Below are 18,939 nucleotides of genomic sequence, written 5' to 3' on the forward strand. Positions count from 1 at the left end.
TAGAAAGACGATCGCGACACAACCTCACAAAGATGCTCACACCTCGACACACCCGCGCGTAACCGGTATGTAATATTTCGAAATATTTCGATTGCCGCAATGCCCAGCGTCATTGCGCAATCGCGCGTCGGAAACGCGGAACCGCGGTCGAGTCGTTGCTCCGGACAAAGCGAGTCGTTCGCTTCATCAGCAGTCCTCGCAATGAATGAACGGGAAGGATCGGCATCGTGATGAACATTCTGTACACCAACTTCCATGGCGACTACGGCGGCGGTCAGGATACTTACGTCCGCGATCTCGCCGCCGCGATGAGCCGGCATCACCGCGTGACCGTCGCGTCGCCGCAGGGAAGCCGCCTGTCGCGGCTGTTGAAGGACAGCCCCGACGTGGCCATCTTCGACATGGAATTCAAGCCGCGCTGGAACCGGCTATGCCAGGAGCTTGTCCGGCTGCGCCAGCTGATCGCCTCCGAGCGCTTCGACGTCATTCACGTCAACGGGTCCGCCGATCACCGCCAGGTGATGCTGGCCCTGCTCGGGTGCCGGTACCGGCCCGCGGTCGTGCTGACCAAGCACAACACGTATCGCGCCGACAGCTTCGGCAACCTGCTGCGCGCGCGGCTTGCGACCAACCACACCATCGCGGTCAGCGACTATGTGGCGAGCATGCTCGCGCTCCGGTCGCCGTACGGCGAAGTCACGGTCGTCAAGCACGGCGTGCGCCGAACGGCCGCGGAGCGACTGGCGGGCGACGAGATCCGCCGCCGCAAGATCGCGCTGTTCGGGTCGTCCGGCGCGGACGCGATCGTGCTGGGCAGCAGCGCCGGCACCGCGCCGGAAAAAGGCTGGATGGACCTGATCGCGGCGCTGGGCCGCCTGCCCGAACGCGAACGCGAGCGGTTTCGCGTGCTGCTGGTCGGCGCGGAGCCGTCCGGCGAGCAGCGCGAGCAGATCGCGCGGCACGGCATGGCGTCGCGCACCGCGTTCACCGGACGGCTCGACGACGTCAGGGCACCGTTCTCGATCATCGACGTGTCGTTCGTCCTGTCGTACCACGAGAGCCTGTCGTACGCGTGCCGCGAAGCGATGTCGCTGGGCTGCCCCGCGATCGTGACGCGCGTGGGCGGGCTGCCGGAGAACGTCGAACCGGGCGTGGACGGATGGGTCGTCCCGCCGCGCGAGCCCAGAGCGATCGAAGAGATCCTGCGCGCGATCGTACGCGAGCCCGGGTGCGTCCGCGCGATGGGGCGCAGCGCGCAGCTGAAAGGCAAGCGCGAGTTCTCGTTCGACAAATTCGTCGATGCGACCTTGTCCGTCTATCAGAAATCGATTCGACACAACCCCTATCGTTGGGGGACACCCTTGAGATCCCTGTAATGCCGATGAATATCTGGAAGAAGTATTGGGACCTGCGGACACAGGAATGTCCGTGCGACGTGCATTTCATCGAATGGCTGGAATCCGTTCGCCTCAAGGGCGTCCGCATCTATCACTTCGGCACCGGCGGCCACCACCATGTCGGCGTGGAATGCGCGCGCCCGCACCTGAACAACACCGTCTTCGGCGTGACGGCCTCGCCGAAGGAATACAAGTCGTATGTCGATCTCGTCACGCGGCAACCGGAGATCAGCAAGACCTATCTCGCGTATTTCGGCGACATCTATACGAGCAACTCGTACCTGCTGCCGTCGTTCGACGTCGTCACGCTGTTCCATCTGTGCGAGTTCCGCGACGAGGCGAACAGCCGTTACGGCGCGATGACCGACGAAGAGGTGCTCGACCTGTTCGCGGCCCATACCGCTCGCGACGGGCACCTACTGTTCTACAAGGGCTCGTCCGCCTACCGGAAGGCCGAGCCGATCATCGCGCGATGGGCCGCACATGCCGATTTCGTCGAGGTCGGCGACTTCAAGACCCTGCGGATTTTCCGCAAGGACGCGTAATCCTCCGCTCTCGCGATCCGCCGATGCTGCTGTCCGCCACCCGCTATCCGATCCTGATGTATCACCAGATACGCCCGCTTCCGCCGCCGTCCGATCGGCTGCGCGGCCTGAGCGTCGCGCCCGACGCGTTCCGCCGCCAGATGACGCTGTTCCGGCGGCTCGGCTACCGCGGCCTGAGCGTGCGCGAACTGCAGCCGTATCTTCGCGGCGAGCGCAGCGGGAAAGTGTTCGGCATTTCGTTCGACGACGGTTTCGTCAACGTACTCACGCATGCGATGCCCGTGCTGGACGAGCTCGGGTTCACCGCGACCTGCTATTTCGTCGCCGGCCGGTTCGGCGGCGAGAACGATTGGGATGCGGGCGCCGATACCGCGCGCTCGCCGCTCATGACGTGCGACGACATGCTCGCGTGGCGCGATCACGGCCATGAAATCGGCTCGCATACGCTCGATCACATCGCGCTGCCGCGCGTGCCGACGTATGTGTCGGACTTTCAGCTGACCGAATCGAAGCGGCAGCTCGAGGTGTTGAGCGGCCAGCGCGTCGAATCGTTCTGCTATCCGTACGGCAATCAGGACGCGCGTGTCCGCGACCAGGTCGCCGCCGCCGGCTACGGCAATGCGACGACGACCCGGCGCGGTTGCGCCGATGCATCCAACGATCCGTTTCTGCTGCCGCGGATTCCAGTGGCGGGTGGTGTCGGTGCGCTTCGATTGTTGTTCAAATGTGCACGGTGGCAGGTTCGGGGGCGCGGGTAGGGTCGGGAATGGCGCCGGTGGCCTGATGAAAGGCCGCAGCGCCGCATGCGATCCGGCCGACGCCGCCGGAATCGCAGCGCGTGCGTGATCAGTCCGACGTTTCCCTGGCCAGTTTCGCCTGTCGGCGGGCCCGGTCGTTCACGACCTGATGACGGCGATGATCCGTCATCTTCTTCCACCCGCGCGCTTCGTCCCGCGTGCGCAGGCACGCCACGCAGTAGCCCGTCCTGCCATCGAACGAGCATACGTCGATGCAAGGCGATTTGACCGCCATGCTTATTGCCCCCGCGCCGTCGGCACGACTTCGACGGTCACGTGCGACAGATCCTTGAAGCGCTGAAGCAGGCCGTGATAGAAGCGCGAATCCCGCTTCGGGTTGTCCGTCGTCACCGACACGACCGCGCTCATGTGGCCCGGCCCGAGACGCCAGACGTGCAGGTCGTTGATTGTGTCGCCACTGCCTTCGATTGCGTTGCGCACGTTGTCCGTCAGCCGGCGATCCGAACGCATGTCGAGCAGGATTCCGCCGGTGTCGCGCATCAACCCGTATGACCAGTTCGCGATCACGAGCGCACCGATGATGCCGGCCAGCGGGTCCATCCACAGCCAGCCGAACGCGCGTGCGAGCAACAGCCCGACGATCGTCAGCACGGAGACCGCCGCATCGGCGATCACGTGGATGTAAGTGGAGCGGATGTTGTGATCGCGCGCCGCCGCCGCGGACACGCCATGGTCGTGCTCCTCGAACGCCAGCTCGTGCTCGCGCCCATTCAACTGGACAATGGCCTTGAATTCGTGCGGCTCGGGAATGTTCTCGACCGACTCCAGGCACGCGCCGCGCATGCTCAGCGCGAACGCCTGCCGCGTGCCGTCCGGGCGAATCGTCGTGATCGATGCCGTCGTGACGTCGCCGAGCGTCGCACCGGCAAGCGCCGGCGCGATCCGGAACACCGGCGGCACGCCGTCTTCGAAGATCGACACGGCGAACGCGCCGCTTTGATCGAAGACCTTGTGCACCTCCTCCTCGTGGCCATGGCCATGATCGTCATGCCCGTGCCCGTGGTGATGCCCGTGACTGTGCCCGTGATGGTCGCCGCTCAGCAACCAGACGCTCGCGATGTTGACGAGCAGGCCGGCAACCGCAATCGGAATCGCCTCGCCGAAATGGATCGGAACGGGCGCGAGCAAACGCGTGACCGCTTCATAACCGATCAGCAGCGCGATCATCGCGAGCACGATGGCGCTCGTGAAGCCTGCCAGGTCGCCGAGCTTGCCCGTGCCGAACACGAATCGCGGGTCGCTCGCATGCCGGCGCGCGTAGGTGTACGCGAGCGCGGCGATCAGCATCGCGCCCGCGTGCGTCGACATGTGCAACCCGTCCGCGATCAGCGCCAGCGAGCCGAAAATCGACCCGCCGACGATCTCGGCCACCATCATTGCCGCGCACAGCCCGATGACCATCCAGGTCCTGCGCTCGTTCTGTTCGTGTGCGGCACCGAGAAAGATGTGGTCGTGCCCTGCGCCGAAGGCGTCGTTTCTGAAGTCGCTCATCCCCGCCCCCGATTATTTGAAGTAGCTGTGAACGACTTCGATCAGCTGCTCGGTCGCGCTGCCCTCGTCCTCGTGCCCTTCGGCATCGACGAGATGGCTGCGGATGTGATCCTCGAGCACGACCGCGAGCAGGCCGTTCATCGCGCCGCGGCCGCTCGTGATGAGCTGGAGAATTTCGTTGCAACCGCGCTCTTCTTCCAGCGCGCGTTCGATGGCTTCGACCTGCCCCTTGATTCGGCGGACACGGTTCAGCAGCTTCTGCTTTTCCTTGACGGTGTGGCTCATGGCGATCCTTTCCTATACCCGGGGGGAGTATATTCGGAAAGGATCATCCATATAGGGGGTAGGGGTATGTTCAGCGAGATGAAAGGTCACGCTTGAAAGGCGAGCCGCCGGTGCTCGAACGTCGTCGCACTTGCTCACGACGCAGCACCCCGCCGCTTGCGCATGGCGGTTCGATCCCGGCGGCGAACACGTCGGACGAAGTGCCCGTCGTCTTCAACCAAATTGGGCGGTCAGCCATCCTTCCGCCCACTGTTTCGCGTATGCCACCGCGTCATCACGCGCATCGAAGCCGGCCAGATCGCCGCTGGCATGGACTTCTCGTTCACCTCCATCCAGAAGAGTCGTGGTGATCCTCACATGCGCGATGAACTCTCCATCAGCCCTGCGTGGTGTCGGATCGATTCGGAATCGTGTCGAATTGAAGAGCATGTTCTCCTCCCCGTTTGGTTGCCGCGAATCGGGCTGTCGCGGGAGCAGCATAAGAACGTGTCGGACTTGAAGGCGTGCCATCACGTGGCCGGCTTCCTGACTGGATTCAGCACTCGCCATCCCGCCCTGGCGCGACGGCGCGCAAGGTGATACGAATCTCGGGAAAGCGTCGGCATCGACTTCGCAGCGATGGTCACGGATGGACCCGCGAGCGAAATGCTGCCCCTGGGTAGAGATGGAAGCCCGTTGCTCCGGCCTATCGGCGGAACCGCTCCCAAGACGGTGGGACAAGAGAGGCGTGTCGAACACTATTCGCGGGTGCCCTCGCGATCAGTCGCCTTTCACCAGACACGATGAAAGGCCCGGTCGCATCAAGAGGTGCACGCCGAGCGATGCGTTGGAACCGGTCAGCGGTCATCCAACGATTCGATGGTACGCCGATCCATAAATTTGCATAGCGAAATTTCCTGCGAGCACCCGCCGCCAAAGCATGCCGTCGCACGACGGCGCGGCCCGAATCACGGCGGCTGCGCGTATAGTGGAGCCAGCCTTCCTCGACATTTCCCGGCCTGTGCCAGCCGGGGATATCAACAGGTGGATTCGCGCGACGTCGTGCGAATCGGGCAGCGTCAACGCATGAACGAGAAGCACGTCACCGACGGTCTTCCGCGTTCACATCGAACGCGCTGCCCGCGGAACTGCATTGACACGAGTTGGATCGGCTAACGTAAGTCCCCCGGGAACAGACAGCGCCACCCATGAACATCGACCGCAGTTCCATTCCCCACTACCTCGTCCTTCGTGACGGCTGGCCACCCTACGTGTTGAACGCAGACCGGCTGGTGCTCCGCCGCGAAGCGAGCCCGCTGCTGCGCGCGTTCGCGCGAGCGCGCGGAAAGTTCGCGCATGTCGATGACGTCGCATGGAACATCTTCTCCGACGCCGAAGGCCTTTCCGTGACCGAGCGTCGGGAAACCTGGTCCTTTGCGTTGATCACCGGAACCGAGACCGAGCATCAGTTGCGTTTGCTGACGACGCTGTGACGTTGCCGCGGGGCCAGCATGAAGGTCAGCGGATTTCAGTCGACCTTAGCAAGCATGGCCTCATCCTTTCGAGCGCTGAAGTTCCACCCAACGCGACGCGGTTCAATCAGATCCGCGATCGGTGACGACCGAACGACGGTCGCTTGTTCTGCCCCTCGGCCGAAAGCGCTTGACACACCTCTTGACGAGGCGTACTGTCGGTCGCTGAAGTATTCAAGAAGCGCGATTGCTGCCCATCATTGACCGCGGCCTGCGGTATTCGTTGTCCTCTCCCTCCTTGATTATTTTTCCCCCGCGTCCATTCGTGGCGCATATGCACGTCCATTTTCAGGAGATCTAACATGGATACCGGTACCGTCAAGTGGTTCAACGACAGCAAGGGCTTCGGCTTCATCACGCCGGACGCTGGTGGCGACGATCTGTTCGCGCACTTCTCCGAGATTCGCGGTGATGGCTTCAAGACCCTCGCCGAAGGCCAGAAGGTCAGCTACGAAACGAAGAGCGGCCCCAAGGGCCTGCAGGCGTCGAACATCACCCCCGTTTAAGCGCCCAAAGCCGTCAGCCCTGTTCATGGAGCGGCATGTAACTGCCGCTTCCTGAACATACGCATCGCTATTGCGGACGCTACACGCCTCGATGCAGGCCCGACCGGGCCAGCCGTTTCGCATCGAGGCGTCGAACCTGCGCGCAGCAGGCAGATGCTCCATTACCCCTCGCAGCGCGCGTGTCCAGCCGCGCGTGCGTGATCGAACGGGCTCCGCTCATCCGATCGCGCAAGCGGCGCAGCAGGAGAACCCGCATGACCAGCAGTCCATCTCGCAGTAACAAGGTTCCGCCGCGCGCCAAGCCTGCCGTGACGCTGCCGAAGTTCGGCACGGCATTGAACTGGGTGCCGCCCAAGTCTCCCACCGTCACGAAATCGCGCCCGAAAAAGCGCCCGCTTGCTCCGTAATAGCGCATCGAGCCAACCGCTGCGTTTCGAACAGACAGCCACCGCTGTCGTGCAATGCACCGAAGCCAGCATGGTCCGGTAGTCACAACGGCCTTGCCTCCGAATGCAGGCAATCGCCTTGATGGGAGAACTGGCTTGGCAAAAGAAGCGCTATTGGAACTGGACGGCGTCGTCGACGAAGTCCTGCCGGACAGCAGGTTCCGCGTGACACTGGAAAACGGTGCGATCGTCGCCGCGTACGCCTCTGGGCGCATGCGCCGCCACCGTATCAGGATCCTCGCGGGCGACCGGGTAAGGCTTGAGTTGTCGGTCTACGATCTCACCAAGGGCCGCATCAATTTCCGGCACAAGGACGAGCACGTATCGACCGCTTCGCCGGCAAGGCGATTCGTGCGACGCTAGCTGGATCGCGGGCATCGTCGCGCAAGCAAAGCGACGGTGCCACCGCCCAACCCGACGCAACCCGATACCGTGTGTCCGTGGGCCGCAGCCGTGTGCGTTGCGGCGCGCAATCCGGAATAAGTCGGGCGTCCAACAAGCGATGCGCGTATGATGGGTTAATCCGAGTGATCACCAGCCCTCCGAGCGCTCGCCCTCCATCTACCCTCTTGCTGCATCGCCCCGCCTCCGCGCTGCAACGTTGTTCCTTTCACCCCACCGGCACGCCCTGCAACGGCGATTCGGGCCGGATGTGTTCGCCCATGCAATTCGCCGTGGCCGAACGCCAGGAGTTTGCCATGAGCATGCACGTCTACCGTGGATTCGAGATTTATCCACTGATCTACCCTCACACACAGGCACCGAACGGCAGTCCGCATAACTACGACGCCGGTTTCGACGCCGCAGTCAAGATTTGCCTTCGCGGCACCACCGACACGCTGACGCAGAGCCAGACTTTCAGATTGCGCGACAACTCGCCGTTCGACAATGCCGGTGACGCACGTCGTGCTTCGCTGCTCTATGCAGAGAACATCATCGACGACAACCGCGACAAACAGGGCTTCTTTTCCAACGGGCTCTGACGCGACTCGTCAACGCAGCGCAATGTGTCGGCATTCTGGAGGACGAAATGATCATCGACGAACTACTCGGTCTGGTCACGCGGCGCGAGGTCACCTGGACCGACGCCGACTTGCCCGCCGGAACGGCCGACTCGGCGCAGTGCCATCAACAAGAATTGCAGATGTTCGTGGCGGTACGCGCGCTTTCGATCGGCGCCGGATATTCGGAGTTCGAGTCCGACGAGATCGCGAGTGCCGTCATGACACGACTCGGCTAATTTTCCGTTCAAACGCTCCCAAACAGGATCCACATGACAACAGTCACACTCAAGGTCAACGAACCGATCGACGTCGCACTGCGGCGATTCCGGCGCAGCATCGAGAAAACCGGGCTGATCCGGGAGTTGCGCAGTCGCACCGGCTATGAGAAACCCACGACGGAACGCAAGCGGAAGAAGGCCAGCGCCGTTGCCCGGCAACGCCTGCGCGCGAAGCGCATGTTGCCGCCTCGCAAAATGTACTAGGAGCGCATCGTGTACAACATGCCGGGCGAAGCGCCGCCGTTTTTCCCGCTGACGAAATGCGAAGTCGATTTCGATCAGCAGAAAGACATGGTGACACTGTTGCCGAGCTTCTACGCCTTCGGATGTGAGTACACCAGCCGCGGTTTTCTGATCGGGCGGGACGATGCGTTCAAACTGATTGCCGCGATCGAGAAGGCGCTCAGCATTCAGGGATGATGCCCACGCCGGCACACTCGCGAGCATCGACAACCAGAAGATGGACTATGCGCGTCCCGACCAAGTACGTAGATTTGCTCTGTTTTCTCGTTGTCCTGCAACTCGCCACCGAAAGGAAGACGCGCGAGTGGCTGTCGCCGTTTCAGCTCGTCGAATCGCTGCAAGCATGGCTTATCGTCCATCGCGCCAAATGTGAGTGGCGCGATCGTGTCTGGATAGGCCATGCGTCCCTTCAGATAGCGAAGTCGGTCCGCCCGGTCGACGACGCTGCACTCCCGGAACCGCTCCCTGATGCGGCAAAAGACCCGACGCTCCCGCCGCGAGACGCGCTCGTGGACCGGTTGAGCCTACGAAGGAAGTGTGTCCGCTACCTTCGCGAGCAGGTCTGATCAAGGCGGCGCTCGCACGATTCGCATCGAATGCCGCGAGCCATACACGCCGTCTGCGTGGCTATGCCGCTGTCTTCAGCGTCGGCGGCGCTGTCGACTCCGTCACGTCATGTCCGGCCATGGCCAACGCCAGAACCGGGTTCAGGCTGTCCACCATCGAGCTCGGAATCAGGATCGTGGCCCCGCGCTCCTTCGTCGTTTCATAGATGATGTTCATTGCCCGCAATTGCAGTGCGGCCGGGTGATTTTCATAGACTCTCGACGCTTCGACGAATTTCGCCGCGACCTCGGCCTCTGCGGAACCGAGTATCACGCGCGCCTGCTTCTCGCGTTCCGCTTGCGCCTGCCGTGACATCGAATCCTGCAGCGCGACGGGGATCGCTACGTCGCGGGTTTCGACGGACCGCACCGTGATACCCCAATCCGCGGTTTTTCTGCCGATCTCCTCTGCCAGGTGTGCATCGGCCGCTTTTCGATCGGAAAGCAGTGTGGCCAGCATCGATGAACCGATCATCTCCCGCAGCGAGGTTTGCGCGACGCGATCGATGGCCTGCCGATAATCAGTGATGGCGAGCGCCGCTTTCTGAGCGTCGTGTACGTGCCAGAAAATGATGGCGTCGACGTTGACCGGCACGGTATCCCTGGTCAGTGCCTCCTGTGCGTTGAACGCAGTCGTTTGAATACGCTCGTCGATCACTGCGACAACGTTGTCCAGTATCGGGATGATCATAAAAAAACCGGCACCCTTGACGCTCTGCAGTTTCCCGACGCGCAGGATCACAAACTTCTCCCAGACATTCGCCACTTTCACGGAGAGTGCAATCAGGACCGCGACGACGAAGAGGGGTAACGCTAGATACGGATTGACCAACGCGCCGACGGCCAGCGCGGCAAACAAAAAGGCGGCGGAAAGAAATAGTGTGACGGGGTTCATGGTGGCGCTCCATTCGGTGATGCCGACTTCCGGCAAGCGTTACGAAGCACGACACCGATTCGCCCGGTTGCCCTCTGGCGCCCTGGCATCAGCGGTTGGGGCGCTCGTCCTGAACGTGCGCCGGATTGCGATGCAAATCTGTACGGTGACGTACCCCGACGGGGCGACGGAGCAGCCGCGGTTGTGGGTGACGTGCAAAACCGGCGGTATCGAATCCCGACGGGAGGCGCTCTCGCGCTCTTCGCGCCGAATTCGAGCACGCCGGGATGCGGACCCTGCCTGCATCAGAGCGAATTCCGGCAGATCGTTCTCTAGCGTACCGACACGCGCGGCCCCGGGACAAACAATGATCGATGTCACACAGGCATCCCGGAGCTGATCGTGGAATACCCCGTTTTCATCACCCGGCAGGAAGGCTCAGGCTATCGCGGATGGCTGCCGGATTTTCCTGGCGTGCACGTGGAGGGCGACTCGTACAGCGAGTTGGCAAACGCGGCAAACGAGCGGGTCGATGCGCTGTATGACCAATGCGCGCGCCTCATCCCCAGCCCGACAACGGACATGGCGGCATTGCAGGCGTCGTGTATCGACGACGGCGAGGGCATCTGGAGGTTCATCGATATTGCCCGGCCGACGTCGTGTTCGGTGCTGGTCTTGTTATGCCTCCCCAAGGCGCTCGTGGAAAAAATCGATGCCGTGGCGAAATCGCGCCACATAAGCCGCGAAACGTTGGTGGCCGAGTGTACGAACGGAATAGGCGTACACGCATCGCAGTCCTCGTGCCACGAACTGGTCTTGGCTTAGTTAACGAACGCGACTCGGCGGATTCATCTGCCCGGCTTGCATCGCTTCACCGATTCGGGAGCGCGTTGCAGGTGCCGCTCGACGTAACGAGCGACGTGCCAAAGTAAAAAGCCGGCGTTTTGCCGGCTTCGAGTTCCGCCTTGCTGGGGCGGCTCCACGTTCTGTATGAGATCGCGGAGTTTTGCTACGTGTACGTTACTGGTTCGACAGAAAACCCATGCCCAGGCGTTTCCTTGCATCGGAAATACGTTTCCTGGCTGTGACGGCTTTCCACGTAAGGGGGTGGCCTCTTCGCTGCTCCGGATGGACAACGGGCATACCATCGTCGGTCGCGCGTGCCTCCGCCTGTTCTTGTTGTCCGTCCTGCGAATTCTTCTCTCGTTTCGGGTGATCGTTCATCAACAGGCTCCGTCAAGAAACCGCGTTTCGTCATGGATTGGCTTGCGCCGCCCGAATCGGGATAAAACCGCGCAAGCGATACGGATCGCAACGGCCCCTTCGATCACGGCGTACTCATCTCCATGAAGCCTGCGGCCGATCTGCAGTCTGTGCGTCATGCACCACCATGCGCCCGCGGGCGTCGGCAGTCGGTACGCTGCCGTACGGACCGGGTGACATGGACAGGCGCCTGACCTCGGTGCCGGCTCTACAGGTGTTTCAAATCAGGAAGCAGGCGGTCGAACTCTCGCCTGACCACGCTGTAGCATTCACACACACGCTTTTCGAGCCCGGTGCGATCCAGTACCTCGATGTGCCCATAGTTGTAGCGGATCAACCCGGCATCCTGAAGTTTCAGCGCAGCTTCCGTCACGCCCGATCGTCGGACACCGAGCATGTTGGCGATCAACTCCTGCGTCATTTTCAGTTCGCTCGATGGCAGGCGATCGAGGCTGAGCAGCAGCCATCGGCAGAGCTGCTGATCGATCGAGTGATGTCGATTGCATACGGCTGTTTGCGCCATCTGCGTGATGAGCGCCTGGGTGTAGCGCAGCAACAGCCGCTGCATCGCACCGCCTCGACGGAACTCGCCTTTCAGGATGCGTGCATCGAGCCGGTACGCGTGCCCCGCGCTTTGCACGATCGCACGGCTCGGGGTTGTTTCGCCCCCCATGAACAGCGCGATGCCGATCACGCCGTCGTTGCCGACGATGGCAATCTCGGCTGACGATCCGTCCTCCATCACGTACAACAGCGAGACGATGGCTGTCGTCGGGAAATAGACATGACTGAGCGCACCACCCGACTCGTACAGCACCTTTCCCAACGGCATGTCGACCAACACGAGCTGCGGAGAAATATGCGTCAGATCGTCTGCCGATAAAGCGGCGAGCAGATGGTTTTCAATCGGAGAGGGCTGCCCCGACATAGGTCACTCCTGCAGTGGTTGCGGCCTCCACCGAAGTCGACTCGACGCCAAGAAGCGTCATCGGCTCAGGACGCGAACTCGCGAAGCAGACGTTGCGCGAGGATCTTGGCGTCTTCGAGCGCGAGATCGTACTGCTCCCGATCGGATTCGGTCTGGTATGGGGGATCCTCATTCGGCCCCTCATCGGTGCGGCGCAGATACACATAACCTCGGTACAAACCACGCGCGGATTCCATCACACGAATGCGTGCGAAGTGTGTTTTGGTACTGAATGTGAAATCGTCCATGATGACGTTCTGCGTGTGTTCAATCATCCTAGCACTCTGGTTGAAATCGAACGGATGCGGTCGAATCCGGACAGGTCACCGGGAAGCCGGCACGGACGACCCTGCGGATACCCCCGCGCCAGCATCAACGCACGGGCTTTTGCGTCAAGGCTGAATCTCGTACGGCGGAAATGACGACAGACGTGGATCGTCCACCGCGCCACCGACGGTGAAGTGATACAGGGATTGCCAGACATGATCCTTCGCGCCGAGCAATGCGTGCATTTCATCATCGAAAAAGCAGCCGATCCCCGTCGCGCGCACGCCGGCGGCTTCTGCTTCGAGGTAGAGCGCTTGGCCAAGCATCCCGCATTCCCAGAACAGATGGCGATAACGCCATGGTTGCTTCAACGCGATTTCGAATCTCGCGATCATTCCAACCGCAAAGCAGGAATCAGCGCCGATATCCTGGTGGCAGCAAATCAACCTTGCCACCGCGCGCAAATCATAAGGCAGCAGAAGATAGAGCGGCAGATGGTCCGGCCCGGTTTTTTGCCACAACCATTCCGGACGCAGGGATCGCTTGAGATCCGGCAGTGCGCCCGGGGTTCTGACGAGCATATAGAGGCCAGGCTCCAGACCGTCGACGCGGTGCACCAATAGCGCCACATGCACGGCGACAGGAGACATCAGCACATCCCACGGCGGTGTGCCGGGATGGGTCAGCAGGCACGTCAGCATGCCGAAAAAAGCCGCGTCGCCGATGCGCGTCGTGCCATCGAAATTCACGGCGCTGCGACGCTGTCGGGCGATTCGTGCAAAGCCGAGATCGAGGGCTGGCGTCGCCGGCGCTGGACACTGCTCCGGATTCTGCGACGGTGGTTCGTGAGTACGGGGCTTGTGTGTGACGCGATGAATCGAATCGATGTCCGGCCACGACACATGTCCCGAACTCAGCTGATTGGCGCGTCCGTGCCACCGTGCGCTGTCCAAAGCGATCCGCATGCTGTCGAGATCGGGTCGCGTCTCGGGGTTACCGATCCAGAGCAAAAGATCCGGCGCCTCCGGTTCGGCTTCCATGAAATCTTCGCGGCGGCCTACTCCAAGCAAGCCAGCCACTGCATCATCCGCGGCCGCCTCCAGCAATCGCGTCTGCCAGCCGAGCGCTGCTGCGGCGTAACTCATCGCAGCGATGACATGGCCGCAATCCTGTTGGCAGTAGCGCCAGGCGCGCACGCCATACTTCCACGCTTCGCGCCAGTGGATCGAGCTTATGCCGACCAGGACACCACTTTCCGAAAACGCCTCGGTCCATTGCGGCTCGTCCACCGCGGCGCGATGTTCAAGCGCATGATCCCGGCTCAGGTAGTGGTAGACGCCTGCGGACAAGCCGGGCAGCGCCGGACACAGAAGATAACCCTCGGTCGGATGCAGATTTCCGCTCGAAGGGTTGCAGCGCAGTGCCCACCGCTGGGCGCCATAGGATTTCCACCCTGACAAGCCGAGTGAGAGTTCGAACAGGATTGCCAGACTGGATAGATCGAAACCGCGCGCGGGCGGCAGGTTGCCGCAACGTAACGCGTTGTAGCGCGTGGCCAGGGTGTCCGCGGCTAACGGCAGATCCACGCGCGGGGCGCCGTGAAACACCCGGAACGGGTCCGGCTGGGTGGCCCAGTCGAGCCTCCCGGGGCCAGGAGCGTAGCCGTCGAGACGATGCTTGCTGCGTTCGTGATACTCAAGCAGTGCGTGCTTTGACCGATCCATGTCCGCCTCAGCCCCGGAGTACCCGCACACGCGACTGTGCAAACCGGATGGCTCGACGTTGCAGCACGGCCGTCATCACGCCGTGGATCCGGTGCGCGTTTCCGGCACGTCAACCGCCCTTCAGATGTCTTCGAAGGCATTCGGGCCGAACGATCAGCAGTCCAGACAGCAGCAGACAACTACCTTCGGATAATGCAGGTCAGCAGGAAGGCGCATGTCGGTTGCGTGCGCAAACGATGGCCGCTCTCACGAGATCATGTACCTGTTCTGGGCACCGCCCTTGTACAGTTCCCTGGCGAGTCCCAGGATCCGGTCGCGGTTGCGGTCGAACGCCGCCAGCAACGCGGGCTCGCTGGAATCCAGGTCGGAATTCAGCTTCGCCAGCATCGTATCGTCGACCAGAAACGTAATCTCGCGAGAATTGTCGTAACCCCAGAAGCACACGCAGTGTCTGGACATGTCGTAGGTGCGACTGGGATTAGGAAAGTTGAGTGTCGCGTCGCTTTTCCCCATCTAACCCTCCTGGCAGATATAACGCCACTTGCTCGCGTTGACGTTGATGCGCGCGTCATTTTCGCGCCGCTTTTCCGCACGCTCGATGTCCGCGCGCTTCAGGGCCAACGCACGAGACTTTTGTGCGTCAACATAATCGTTGTGCCTGACGGGCGTGGCTGACTTCCGTTCGGTTTGCTTGGGCATGCCGGTTCCCGAAAAGTGAATTTCAAATGTCAGGACCGTCGCGGCGACCGAATTTCGTCGTCCGCCCTGCAGGGCGCACGGACGACTTACCCGCGGGCTTGCCGCCGACGGCCTCTGTTGCGCACTGAACTACCGGATCGAGCCTCATGGCGAGGCCGGGTTGACGCGCGAAGTTCGCAGCTTCGACGTTCGCGCGCGGGATCGTTGGGGTGAGCTTTCTGCGCAGCCGTGCGGACTGGGGGAAGCGTAAGGAGTCGAAACAAAACGACCGGTCGCGCACCTCGAACCTCATGAGAATGCGCCCTATATCACGGCCACGCAAGCGCTATCTCGCATCAGCGACACGAGCGGCGCGATCCGTCTTGCGCCACACGCGTGTCATCAACCCGGACATGGCTGGCGCCGGCCGACGTATTTCACGGCCACACGACCCGATGAAGCGCAGTGCGCGCGGCGACGGGTTCGACGCGGCGCGCAACTGTCGTGACCGCTCTGCAGCGCGGGATCGGAACCGCTTCGTCGATCGCGCCATCAATGCCTGTGGTGCATCCACCCCATGTGATGTGCATCGAGCCACTGAGCCATCCCTTCGCCCTTGTGGTCGCGCAGATAACGTGCCGCCAGCATCACCGCGATGGCCAATACGACCGCCAGGCCAACCACAAAGCTAATCATTGACTGAGTCATGGCAGCCTCCTTACCAGGTCGCGACCATCTTTACATTGTAGGTGATGCACTCACGGAAACCAGCGTCCGGGCTGGCTTCTGGCCCTCAGGAGAACAATCTGCGGTTCTCTGGCCGGGCGGTCGAGTGGAGGCCGCCAGCGTCGCTTCGGTTCCGGTCGATTTCCAAGTACGCCAGACAAAAAGGGCCTGCCTTTGGTCGGCTTCTGCTGACTTCCCGTCGGCAGGCGCCTCATCGTGGCTCACTACGTAGCCCACCCCGTCTCGCCTTGCGAAGCCCGCGCATGCCACACGTACAATCACGATCGGCTCAACCTGCAGTTCAAGGGGCTCAGTCGCGTCGAGTTCCGGATTCGATTCACGTACGATTCGTTTGACCACCACCGATATTCCGGGACCCGGCTCGGCATCGGGGAACGCCTCGTAGCCATCAGCGTGCCTCGCCAACGGCCTGACTCGGAAACCGGTGGCGCTACAACGTCCGCGCGCTTGCGCGGGCTCTCCTCTTCTGCGCTCGATGAAAACTACAACGAAGCTCGTTCTCGCAGCCGACCTGGCTGGCACGGCCGTGTTCGCTATCGAAGGCGCGGTCGCCGCAATGCGCGGCGGCCTCGATCTGCTCGGCGTGATGGTCATCGCGTTCACCGTCGCGCTCGGTGGCGGCGTCGTCCGCGACCTGTTGATCGGTGCCGCGCCGCCGAGCGCGATCCGTGACTGGCGCTATCCCGCGCTGGCGTTCACGATGGGGCTCGTCACCTTCGTGTCTCACGCGCAAATCCTCGGCATTCCCGACCACATTCTTATCGCGCTCGACGCGGCCGGGCTCGCGTTGTTTGCGGTCGCCGGCGCGCAGAAAGCGGTCGAATACGGGATCGGTCCATTCATCGCGGCGCTGATGGGCACCGTGACGGGCGTCGGCGGTGGTGTCGTGCGCGACCTTTTGCTCGCGCGTGTGCCGATGGTTCTGGTCAGCGACATATACGCGAGCGCGGCGTTCGTCGGCGGAGCGCTCGTCGTCGCTGGTCGCCGGGCAGGATTGCCGCCTGTCGTTGCGGCAATGGGTGCGGGCATCGCCTGCTTTGCGCTGCGGCTCACCGCCGTACGTTATGGCTGGCATCTGCCGCGCGCGCAGCTCGGATAAAGACGACGTATCGCGAGCGAGAGCCAACGACAAACCGTACATCATGCTCCGGACGATTCCCGTCGGAGCATGATGCACGGAATCAGTCTGTCGGCCGACCCGCTCACCCCCGCGCCAGGCGTCTTTTGACGCCCAGGAATGCCAGGCCGGCCAGTGCGATGGATCCGCAGTAGAACAGCAATGCTGTGACATCCGTTCCCAGCCGCGAAAACACGAACCCGACCGCCAGCATTCCCAGCCCGAGCCCCACGCGTTCCGCGACGTACGACACACCGATCACGCGATCACGTGACGCCGTGGGCGTCGATTGCAGCAACGAGTAGTAGACCGTCTCCGTGGCCGCGTCGAAAATGCCGGCCAACAACACGAAGCCCAACATGCCGACCATCGTCCGCACTTCAAACACGCCGAGGAAACACGCGAAAGTCAGGATCAGCAACCCGATGAAGTACGGCTCGAGCGGCTGGCGGCGCAGTTCGAGGCGCTCCAGCAAGCGCGGCGTCACAGCTGCGGAAACGAGCCGGCCGACGCCCCACACCGCCATCAGCCAGCCATACAGAAACGCGGGATGATTCGCGTCGAACAACTGCGACCTGATCGGAAAACCGACGTTGTGCGTACCCGAGCCGAACGCCTCGACGAAGCGCGCGCCGATCACCAGCATTACGACAGCCGACAGATAACACGCCGCGCCTGATGCCGCCCCGGCGGCGGAAGCCTGTGTTGCCTCCGCCGCGTGTTGCCGGCGCGGCATGTTGCTCACCAGCATCAGAAACGCGATGGCGGAAATCGCAAACGTGATCGAATCGATCAGGAATACGCTCTTGTAAGCCAGATATTGCGTGACGACCGAGGCGATCAGACTGCCGCCGACCACCGACACGCCGTCGGTCGCGCTCAGGATCGCGTTGAAGCGATGCCGCCCTTCCTGCCCGACCATTTCCGGCACCTCGGACATGATCGACACCCGGTACATGCCCTGGAACAAGCCGATAAAGAACGGCACGAAATAGATAAGCGCCGTGTCGGCGTCACGCGGCGATACGGCCAGCACGCCGATCGCCAGTGCGCTGCCGGCTTCGGCCGAGAAGATCAGCGTGCGGCGGGAGAACCTGCGCAGACGCGGCACCGCCGCGCCTCCCGCGACCGCGCCGAGCAGGCGCGATGCCATCGTCAGGCCCAGCAGCGCGGCGGATCCCGTGACCTCCAGCGCGTACGTCGCCAGCACGATGCTGATCATCGTCGAACTGATATCGGAGATCGTCTTGAACGACAGCCAGGCGTACAACTGCGTCAATGAGGATGAAACGCGTTTTTCTAGAACCAGCTCGGATTTCATGAAAGTCATCTCGCTGAAGAAAAGGAAATCAGCAGCATGTCCCGGAACGCGAGTTCGTCCGGATTCGCTTGCCGGACGGCGTTGGCGCTGTGATAGAGCACGGCGTCGTTCACGATCACGGTATCGAGGAAATTCGTCAATGGTTGCGCGAGCAACGGTACGGTCGAGCCTTTCGACGCGTGGATCTCCGACACCACCGGCCGGATATTGCCACTGTCGATGAAATGCATGAAGACTCACGCAGGCTCGTCCTGGTGAATCCCGGACGTGGTTGGGCTGACGGCGCCTGTTCGGCAATGACCTGGTCGTCCAGCGGTAGCGCACCCCTATACTTAGCGCGCTCACTGAAGTTCGTTACATCGATATGCGTTCGCCGAGTGCAACACGGGATCTTTTGAAAGGGCTAGCGCGCGCGGGTCTTGCGGTAAAGCCTAACGCTTAGACGTTAAGCCTTCAGTCCGCATTTGGATGAAACGACATTCCGAAATCGGATGGCTTCGAAACTCGACACAGCCTCGATCACCACAGCCAGATCTGAGTCGCCGCTGCTGAAACGTCGCAATTGTTGCCTGACGAGGCTCAGCTCGACACTGCGCAGAGCGCGTGAGCGTCCACCGGGGATGAGCTGCGCTGGACGACTCCACGCACCGGACAGTATCGGTAAGGCAATCATCGCAATTCGTGCGATGTGTGGCTCTGCATGGCCGATGAACCTTAGAAACCGCCGTTCATGGCAAGGAAACTTCCAACGGTTGGCGAGGGTCGGCTACGAAAGTTGGCGGCTGATGCTGCGGCGCACGATCGGTAGCCGTTACCCGGGCAGCGCAATCTGGCGGTCGAGCTAAATTCGCC

28 protein-coding genes are annotated in these 18,939 nt (G+C 62.1%); 14 read left to right on the forward strand and 14 right to left on the reverse strand.

What is annotated here, in order from left to right:
- Positions 1 to 230 precede the first annotated feature (230 nt).
- The 3 genes from H3H55_RS31925 to H3H55_RS31935 are packed head-to-tail and all read left to right on the forward strand — an operon-like array spanning position 231 to position 2,700.
- On the forward strand, positions 231 to 1,376 hold the full coding sequence (locus H3H55_RS31925; RefSeq protein WP_193101903.1) for a glycosyltransferase: 1,146 nt from the start codon (positions 231 to 233) through the stop codon (positions 1,374 to 1,376).
- Positions 1,376 to 1,942, forward strand: coding sequence for a hypothetical protein (locus H3H55_RS31930; protein ID WP_226800437.1), 567 nt, complete (start codon positions 1,376 to 1,378; stop codon positions 1,940 to 1,942). Before H3H55_RS31925 ends, H3H55_RS31930 begins: the two co-directional genes overlap by 1 nt.
- A 23-nt stretch (positions 1,943 to 1,965) precedes the next feature.
- A complete protein-coding gene (locus H3H55_RS31935; RefSeq protein ID WP_226800438.1) occupies positions 1,966 to 2,700 on the forward strand; it encodes a polysaccharide deacetylase family protein in 735 nt (244 codons plus the stop codon).
- 88 nt (positions 2,701 to 2,788) lie between these two features.
- Here the strand turns inward: H3H55_RS31935 and H3H55_RS31940 are convergent, their stop codons facing one another.
- The 4 genes from H3H55_RS31940 to H3H55_RS31955 all read right to left on the reverse strand — a co-directional run bounded on the left by H3H55_RS31940 (position 2,789) and on the right by H3H55_RS31955 (position 4,965).
- The gene (locus tag H3H55_RS31940; RefSeq protein WP_193101906.1) at positions 2,789 to 2,974 is read right to left on the reverse strand and encodes a DUF1289 domain-containing protein; all 186 of its coding nucleotides are present in this window, start codon (positions 2,972 to 2,974) and stop codon (positions 2,789 to 2,791) included.
- A 2-nt stretch (positions 2,975 to 2,976) separates the two neighbouring features.
- Positions 2,977 to 4,251 (reverse strand): CDF family Co(II)/Ni(II) efflux transporter DmeF, encoded by a 1,275-nt coding sequence (gene dmeF / locus H3H55_RS31945; RefSeq protein ID WP_193101913.1) that lies wholly within the window; start codon positions 4,249 to 4,251, stop codon positions 2,977 to 2,979.
- Between the two features lie 12 nt (positions 4,252 to 4,263).
- Positions 4,264 to 4,536, reverse strand: coding sequence for a metal/formaldehyde-sensitive transcriptional repressor (locus H3H55_RS31950; protein WP_072438025.1), 273 nt, complete (start codon positions 4,534 to 4,536; stop codon positions 4,264 to 4,266).
- 213 nt (positions 4,537 to 4,749) lie between these two features.
- The gene (locus tag H3H55_RS31955; protein ID WP_129516193.1) at positions 4,750 to 4,965 is read right to left on the reverse strand and encodes a hypothetical protein; all 216 of its coding nucleotides are present in this window, start codon (positions 4,963 to 4,965) and stop codon (positions 4,750 to 4,752) included.
- A 758-nt stretch (positions 4,966 to 5,723) separates the two neighbouring features.
- Here H3H55_RS31955 and H3H55_RS31960 point away from each other — a divergent pair.
- The 9 genes from H3H55_RS31960 (at position 5,724) to H3H55_RS32000 (ending at position 9,090) form a co-directional block, all read left to right on the forward strand.
- Positions 5,724 to 6,008: a hypothetical protein gene (locus H3H55_RS31960; RefSeq protein ID WP_129516192.1), complete on the forward strand. Its 285-nt coding sequence runs from the start codon at positions 5,724 to 5,726 to the stop codon at positions 6,006 to 6,008.
- Between the two features lie 341 nt (positions 6,009 to 6,349).
- The gene (locus H3H55_RS31965) at positions 6,350 to 6,553 is read left to right on the forward strand and encodes a cold-shock protein (RefSeq protein WP_129516191.1); all 204 of its coding nucleotides are present in this window, start codon (positions 6,350 to 6,352) and stop codon (positions 6,551 to 6,553) included.
- Between the two features lie 254 nt (positions 6,554 to 6,807).
- Positions 6,808 to 6,960 (forward strand): hypothetical protein, encoded by a 153-nt coding sequence (locus H3H55_RS31970; protein WP_164992071.1) that lies wholly within the window; start codon positions 6,808 to 6,810, stop codon positions 6,958 to 6,960.
- A gap of 135 nt (positions 6,961 to 7,095) precedes the next feature.
- A complete protein-coding gene (gene infA, locus H3H55_RS31975) occupies positions 7,096 to 7,362 on the forward strand; it encodes a translation initiation factor IF-1 (RefSeq protein WP_129516190.1) in 267 nt (88 codons plus the stop codon).
- Positions 7,363 to 7,697: 335 nt separating this feature from the next.
- A complete protein-coding gene (locus H3H55_RS31980; RefSeq protein ID WP_129517352.1) occupies positions 7,698 to 7,982 on the forward strand; it encodes a hypothetical protein in 285 nt (94 codons plus the stop codon).
- 47 nt (positions 7,983 to 8,029) lie between these two features.
- Complete coding sequence (locus tag H3H55_RS31985; protein ID WP_129516189.1) at positions 8,030 to 8,239, forward strand: hypothetical protein; 210 nt, start codon at positions 8,030 to 8,032, stop codon at positions 8,237 to 8,239.
- Between the two features lie 33 nt (positions 8,240 to 8,272).
- Positions 8,273 to 8,485 carry a 30S ribosomal protein S21 gene (gene rpsU / locus H3H55_RS31990; protein ID WP_129516188.1) on the forward strand — a complete coding sequence of 71 codons (213 nt, stop codon included), beginning with the start codon at positions 8,273 to 8,275 and terminating at the stop codon, positions 8,483 to 8,485.
- A 9-nt stretch (positions 8,486 to 8,494) separates the two neighbouring features.
- Positions 8,495 to 8,701 (forward strand): hypothetical protein, encoded by a 207-nt coding sequence (locus H3H55_RS31995; RefSeq protein ID WP_105391362.1) that lies wholly within the window; start codon positions 8,495 to 8,497, stop codon positions 8,699 to 8,701.
- Positions 8,702 to 8,748: 47 nt separating this feature from the next.
- Positions 8,749 to 9,090, forward strand: coding sequence for a hypothetical protein (locus H3H55_RS32000; protein WP_129516187.1), 342 nt, complete (start codon positions 8,749 to 8,751; stop codon positions 9,088 to 9,090).
- Between the two features lie 61 nt (positions 9,091 to 9,151).
- Here H3H55_RS32000 and H3H55_RS32005 read toward each other — a convergent pair whose 3' ends face one another.
- The gene (locus H3H55_RS32005; protein WP_193101914.1) at positions 9,152 to 10,024 is read right to left on the reverse strand and encodes a slipin family protein; all 873 of its coding nucleotides are present in this window, start codon (positions 10,022 to 10,024) and stop codon (positions 9,152 to 9,154) included.
- Between the two features lie 381 nt (positions 10,025 to 10,405).
- On the opposite strand from H3H55_RS32005, the gene H3H55_RS32010 reads away from it, so the two are divergent.
- On the forward strand, positions 10,406 to 10,828 hold the full coding sequence (locus H3H55_RS32010) for a type II toxin-antitoxin system HicB family antitoxin (RefSeq protein ID WP_193101916.1): 423 nt from the start codon (positions 10,406 to 10,408) through the stop codon (positions 10,826 to 10,828).
- Between the two features lie 195 nt (positions 10,829 to 11,023).
- Here the strand turns inward: H3H55_RS32010 and H3H55_RS32015 are convergent, their stop codons facing one another.
- From H3H55_RS32015 to H3H55_RS32045, 7 genes are all read right to left on the reverse strand, one after another.
- Positions 11,024 to 11,227 (reverse strand): hypothetical protein, encoded by a 204-nt coding sequence (locus H3H55_RS32015; RefSeq protein ID WP_129516184.1) that lies wholly within the window; start codon positions 11,225 to 11,227, stop codon positions 11,024 to 11,026.
- A 247-nt stretch (positions 11,228 to 11,474) separates the two neighbouring features.
- Positions 11,475 to 12,194, reverse strand: a complete 720-nt coding sequence (locus H3H55_RS32020) for a Crp/Fnr family transcriptional regulator (protein ID WP_193101918.1) — start codon at positions 12,192 to 12,194, stop codon at positions 11,475 to 11,477.
- Between the two features lie 65 nt (positions 12,195 to 12,259).
- A complete protein-coding gene (locus H3H55_RS32025) occupies positions 12,260 to 12,508 on the reverse strand; it encodes a hypothetical protein (protein WP_226800439.1) in 249 nt (82 codons plus the stop codon).
- A gap of 117 nt (positions 12,509 to 12,625) precedes the next feature.
- Positions 12,626 to 14,224: a SagB/ThcOx family dehydrogenase gene (locus H3H55_RS32030; RefSeq protein ID WP_193101920.1), complete on the reverse strand. Its 1,599-nt coding sequence runs from the start codon at positions 14,222 to 14,224 to the stop codon at positions 12,626 to 12,628.
- A gap of 246 nt (positions 14,225 to 14,470) precedes the next feature.
- Positions 14,471 to 14,737 carry a DUF1488 domain-containing protein gene (locus H3H55_RS32035; protein ID WP_193101922.1) on the reverse strand — a complete coding sequence of 89 codons (267 nt, stop codon included), beginning with the start codon at positions 14,735 to 14,737 and terminating at the stop codon, positions 14,471 to 14,473.
- Positions 14,738 to 14,923 (reverse strand): hypothetical protein, encoded by a 186-nt coding sequence (locus H3H55_RS32040; protein ID WP_193101924.1) that lies wholly within the window; start codon positions 14,921 to 14,923, stop codon positions 14,738 to 14,740. It abuts the gene before it with no gap.
- Positions 14,924 to 15,454: 531 nt separating this feature from the next.
- Positions 15,455 to 15,610 carry a hypothetical protein gene (locus H3H55_RS32045; protein WP_164992070.1) on the reverse strand — a complete coding sequence of 52 codons (156 nt, stop codon included), beginning with the start codon at positions 15,608 to 15,610 and terminating at the stop codon, positions 15,455 to 15,457.
- A gap of 514 nt (positions 15,611 to 16,124) precedes the next feature.
- Between H3H55_RS32045 and H3H55_RS32050 the strand changes: the two genes are divergently transcribed.
- Positions 16,125 to 16,748 (forward strand): trimeric intracellular cation channel family protein, encoded by a 624-nt coding sequence (locus H3H55_RS32050; RefSeq protein WP_193101926.1) that lies wholly within the window; start codon positions 16,125 to 16,127, stop codon positions 16,746 to 16,748.
- Positions 16,749 to 16,851: 103 nt separating this feature from the next.
- Here H3H55_RS32050 and H3H55_RS32055 read toward each other — a convergent pair whose 3' ends face one another.
- Together H3H55_RS32055 and H3H55_RS32060 are read right to left on the reverse strand one after the other, a co-directional pair.
- Positions 16,852 to 18,087, reverse strand: coding sequence for an MFS transporter (locus H3H55_RS32055; protein WP_193101928.1), 1,236 nt, complete (start codon positions 18,085 to 18,087; stop codon positions 16,852 to 16,854).
- A 5-nt stretch (positions 18,088 to 18,092) separates the two neighbouring features.
- Positions 18,093 to 18,317, reverse strand: coding sequence for a 2OG-Fe dioxygenase family protein (locus H3H55_RS32060; RefSeq protein WP_226800440.1), 225 nt, complete (start codon positions 18,315 to 18,317; stop codon positions 18,093 to 18,095).
- Positions 18,318 to 18,939: the final 622 nt, after the last annotated feature.

Origin of the sequence: Burkholderia sp. Z1 (genome assembly GCF_014893795.1) — a bacterium.
GTDB classification, from domain to species: domain Bacteria; phylum Pseudomonadota; class Gammaproteobacteria; order Burkholderiales; family Burkholderiaceae; genus Burkholderia; species Burkholderia theae.

Coding starts and splice junctions, on each gene's coding strand:
- H3H55_RS31970 (WP_164992071.1), top strand. CDS start 6,808: ATGACCAGCAGTCCATCTCGCAGTAACAAGGTTCCGCCGCGCGCCAAG.
- H3H55_RS31980 (WP_129517352.1), top strand. CDS start 7,698: ATGAGCATGCACGTCTACCGTGGATTCGAGATTTATCCACTGATCTAC.
- H3H55_RS32045 (WP_164992070.1), bottom strand. CDS start 15,610: ATGACTCAGTCAATGATTAGCTTTGTGGTTGGCCTGGCGGTCGTATTG.
- H3H55_RS31925 (WP_193101903.1), top strand. CDS start 231: ATGAACATTCTGTACACCAACTTCCATGGCGACTACGGCGGCGGTCAG.
- dmeF (WP_193101913.1), bottom strand. CDS start 4,251: ATGAGCGACTTCAGAAACGACGCCTTCGGCGCAGGGCACGACCACATC.
- H3H55_RS32005 (WP_193101914.1), bottom strand. CDS start 10,024: ATGAACCCCGTCACACTATTTCTTTCCGCCGCCTTTTTGTTTGCCGCG.
- H3H55_RS32025 (WP_226800439.1), bottom strand. CDS start 12,508: ATGATTGAACACACGCAGAACGTCATCATGGACGATTTCACATTCAGT.
- H3H55_RS32055 (WP_193101928.1), bottom strand. CDS start 18,087: ATGAAATCCGAGCTGGTTCTAGAAAAACGCGTTTCATCCTCATTGACG.
- H3H55_RS32050 (WP_193101926.1), top strand. CDS start 16,125: ATGAAAACTACAACGAAGCTCGTTCTCGCAGCCGACCTGGCTGGCACG.
- H3H55_RS31960 (WP_129516192.1), top strand. CDS start 5,724: ATGAACATCGACCGCAGTTCCATTCCCCACTACCTCGTCCTTCGTGAC.
- H3H55_RS31950 (WP_072438025.1), bottom strand. CDS start 4,536: ATGAGCCACACCGTCAAGGAAAAGCAGAAGCTGCTGAACCGTGTCCGC.
- H3H55_RS32015 (WP_129516184.1), bottom strand. CDS start 11,227: ATGAACGATCACCCGAAACGAGAGAAGAATTCGCAGGACGGACAACAA.
- rpsU (WP_129516188.1), top strand. CDS start 8,273: ATGACAACAGTCACACTCAAGGTCAACGAACCGATCGACGTCGCACTG.
- H3H55_RS31935 (WP_226800438.1), top strand. CDS start 1,966: ATGCTGCTGTCCGCCACCCGCTATCCGATCCTGATGTATCACCAGATA.
- H3H55_RS32035 (WP_193101922.1), bottom strand. CDS start 14,737: ATGGGGAAAAGCGACGCGACACTCAACTTTCCTAATCCCAGTCGCACC.
- H3H55_RS31930 (WP_226800437.1), top strand. CDS start 1,376: ATGCCGATGAATATCTGGAAGAAGTATTGGGACCTGCGGACACAGGAA.
- H3H55_RS32020 (WP_193101918.1), bottom strand. CDS start 12,194: ATGTCGGGGCAGCCCTCTCCGATTGAAAACCATCTGCTCGCCGCTTTA.
- H3H55_RS31985 (WP_129516189.1), top strand. CDS start 8,030: ATGATCATCGACGAACTACTCGGTCTGGTCACGCGGCGCGAGGTCACC.
- H3H55_RS32030 (WP_193101920.1), bottom strand. CDS start 14,224: ATGGATCGGTCAAAGCACGCACTGCTTGAGTATCACGAACGCAGCAAG.
- H3H55_RS32040 (WP_193101924.1), bottom strand. CDS start 14,923: ATGCCCAAGCAAACCGAACGGAAGTCAGCCACGCCCGTCAGGCACAAC.
- H3H55_RS31940 (WP_193101906.1), bottom strand. CDS start 2,974: ATGGCGGTCAAATCGCCTTGCATCGACGTATGCTCGTTCGATGGCAGG.
- H3H55_RS32060 (WP_226800440.1), bottom strand. CDS start 18,317: ATGCATTTCATCGACAGTGGCAATATCCGGCCGGTGGTGTCGGAGATC.
- H3H55_RS31965 (WP_129516191.1), top strand. CDS start 6,350: ATGGATACCGGTACCGTCAAGTGGTTCAACGACAGCAAGGGCTTCGGC.
- H3H55_RS31955 (WP_129516193.1), bottom strand. CDS start 4,965: ATGCTCTTCAATTCGACACGATTCCGAATCGATCCGACACCACGCAGG.
- H3H55_RS32000 (WP_129516187.1), top strand. CDS start 8,749: ATGCGCGTCCCGACCAAGTACGTAGATTTGCTCTGTTTTCTCGTTGTC.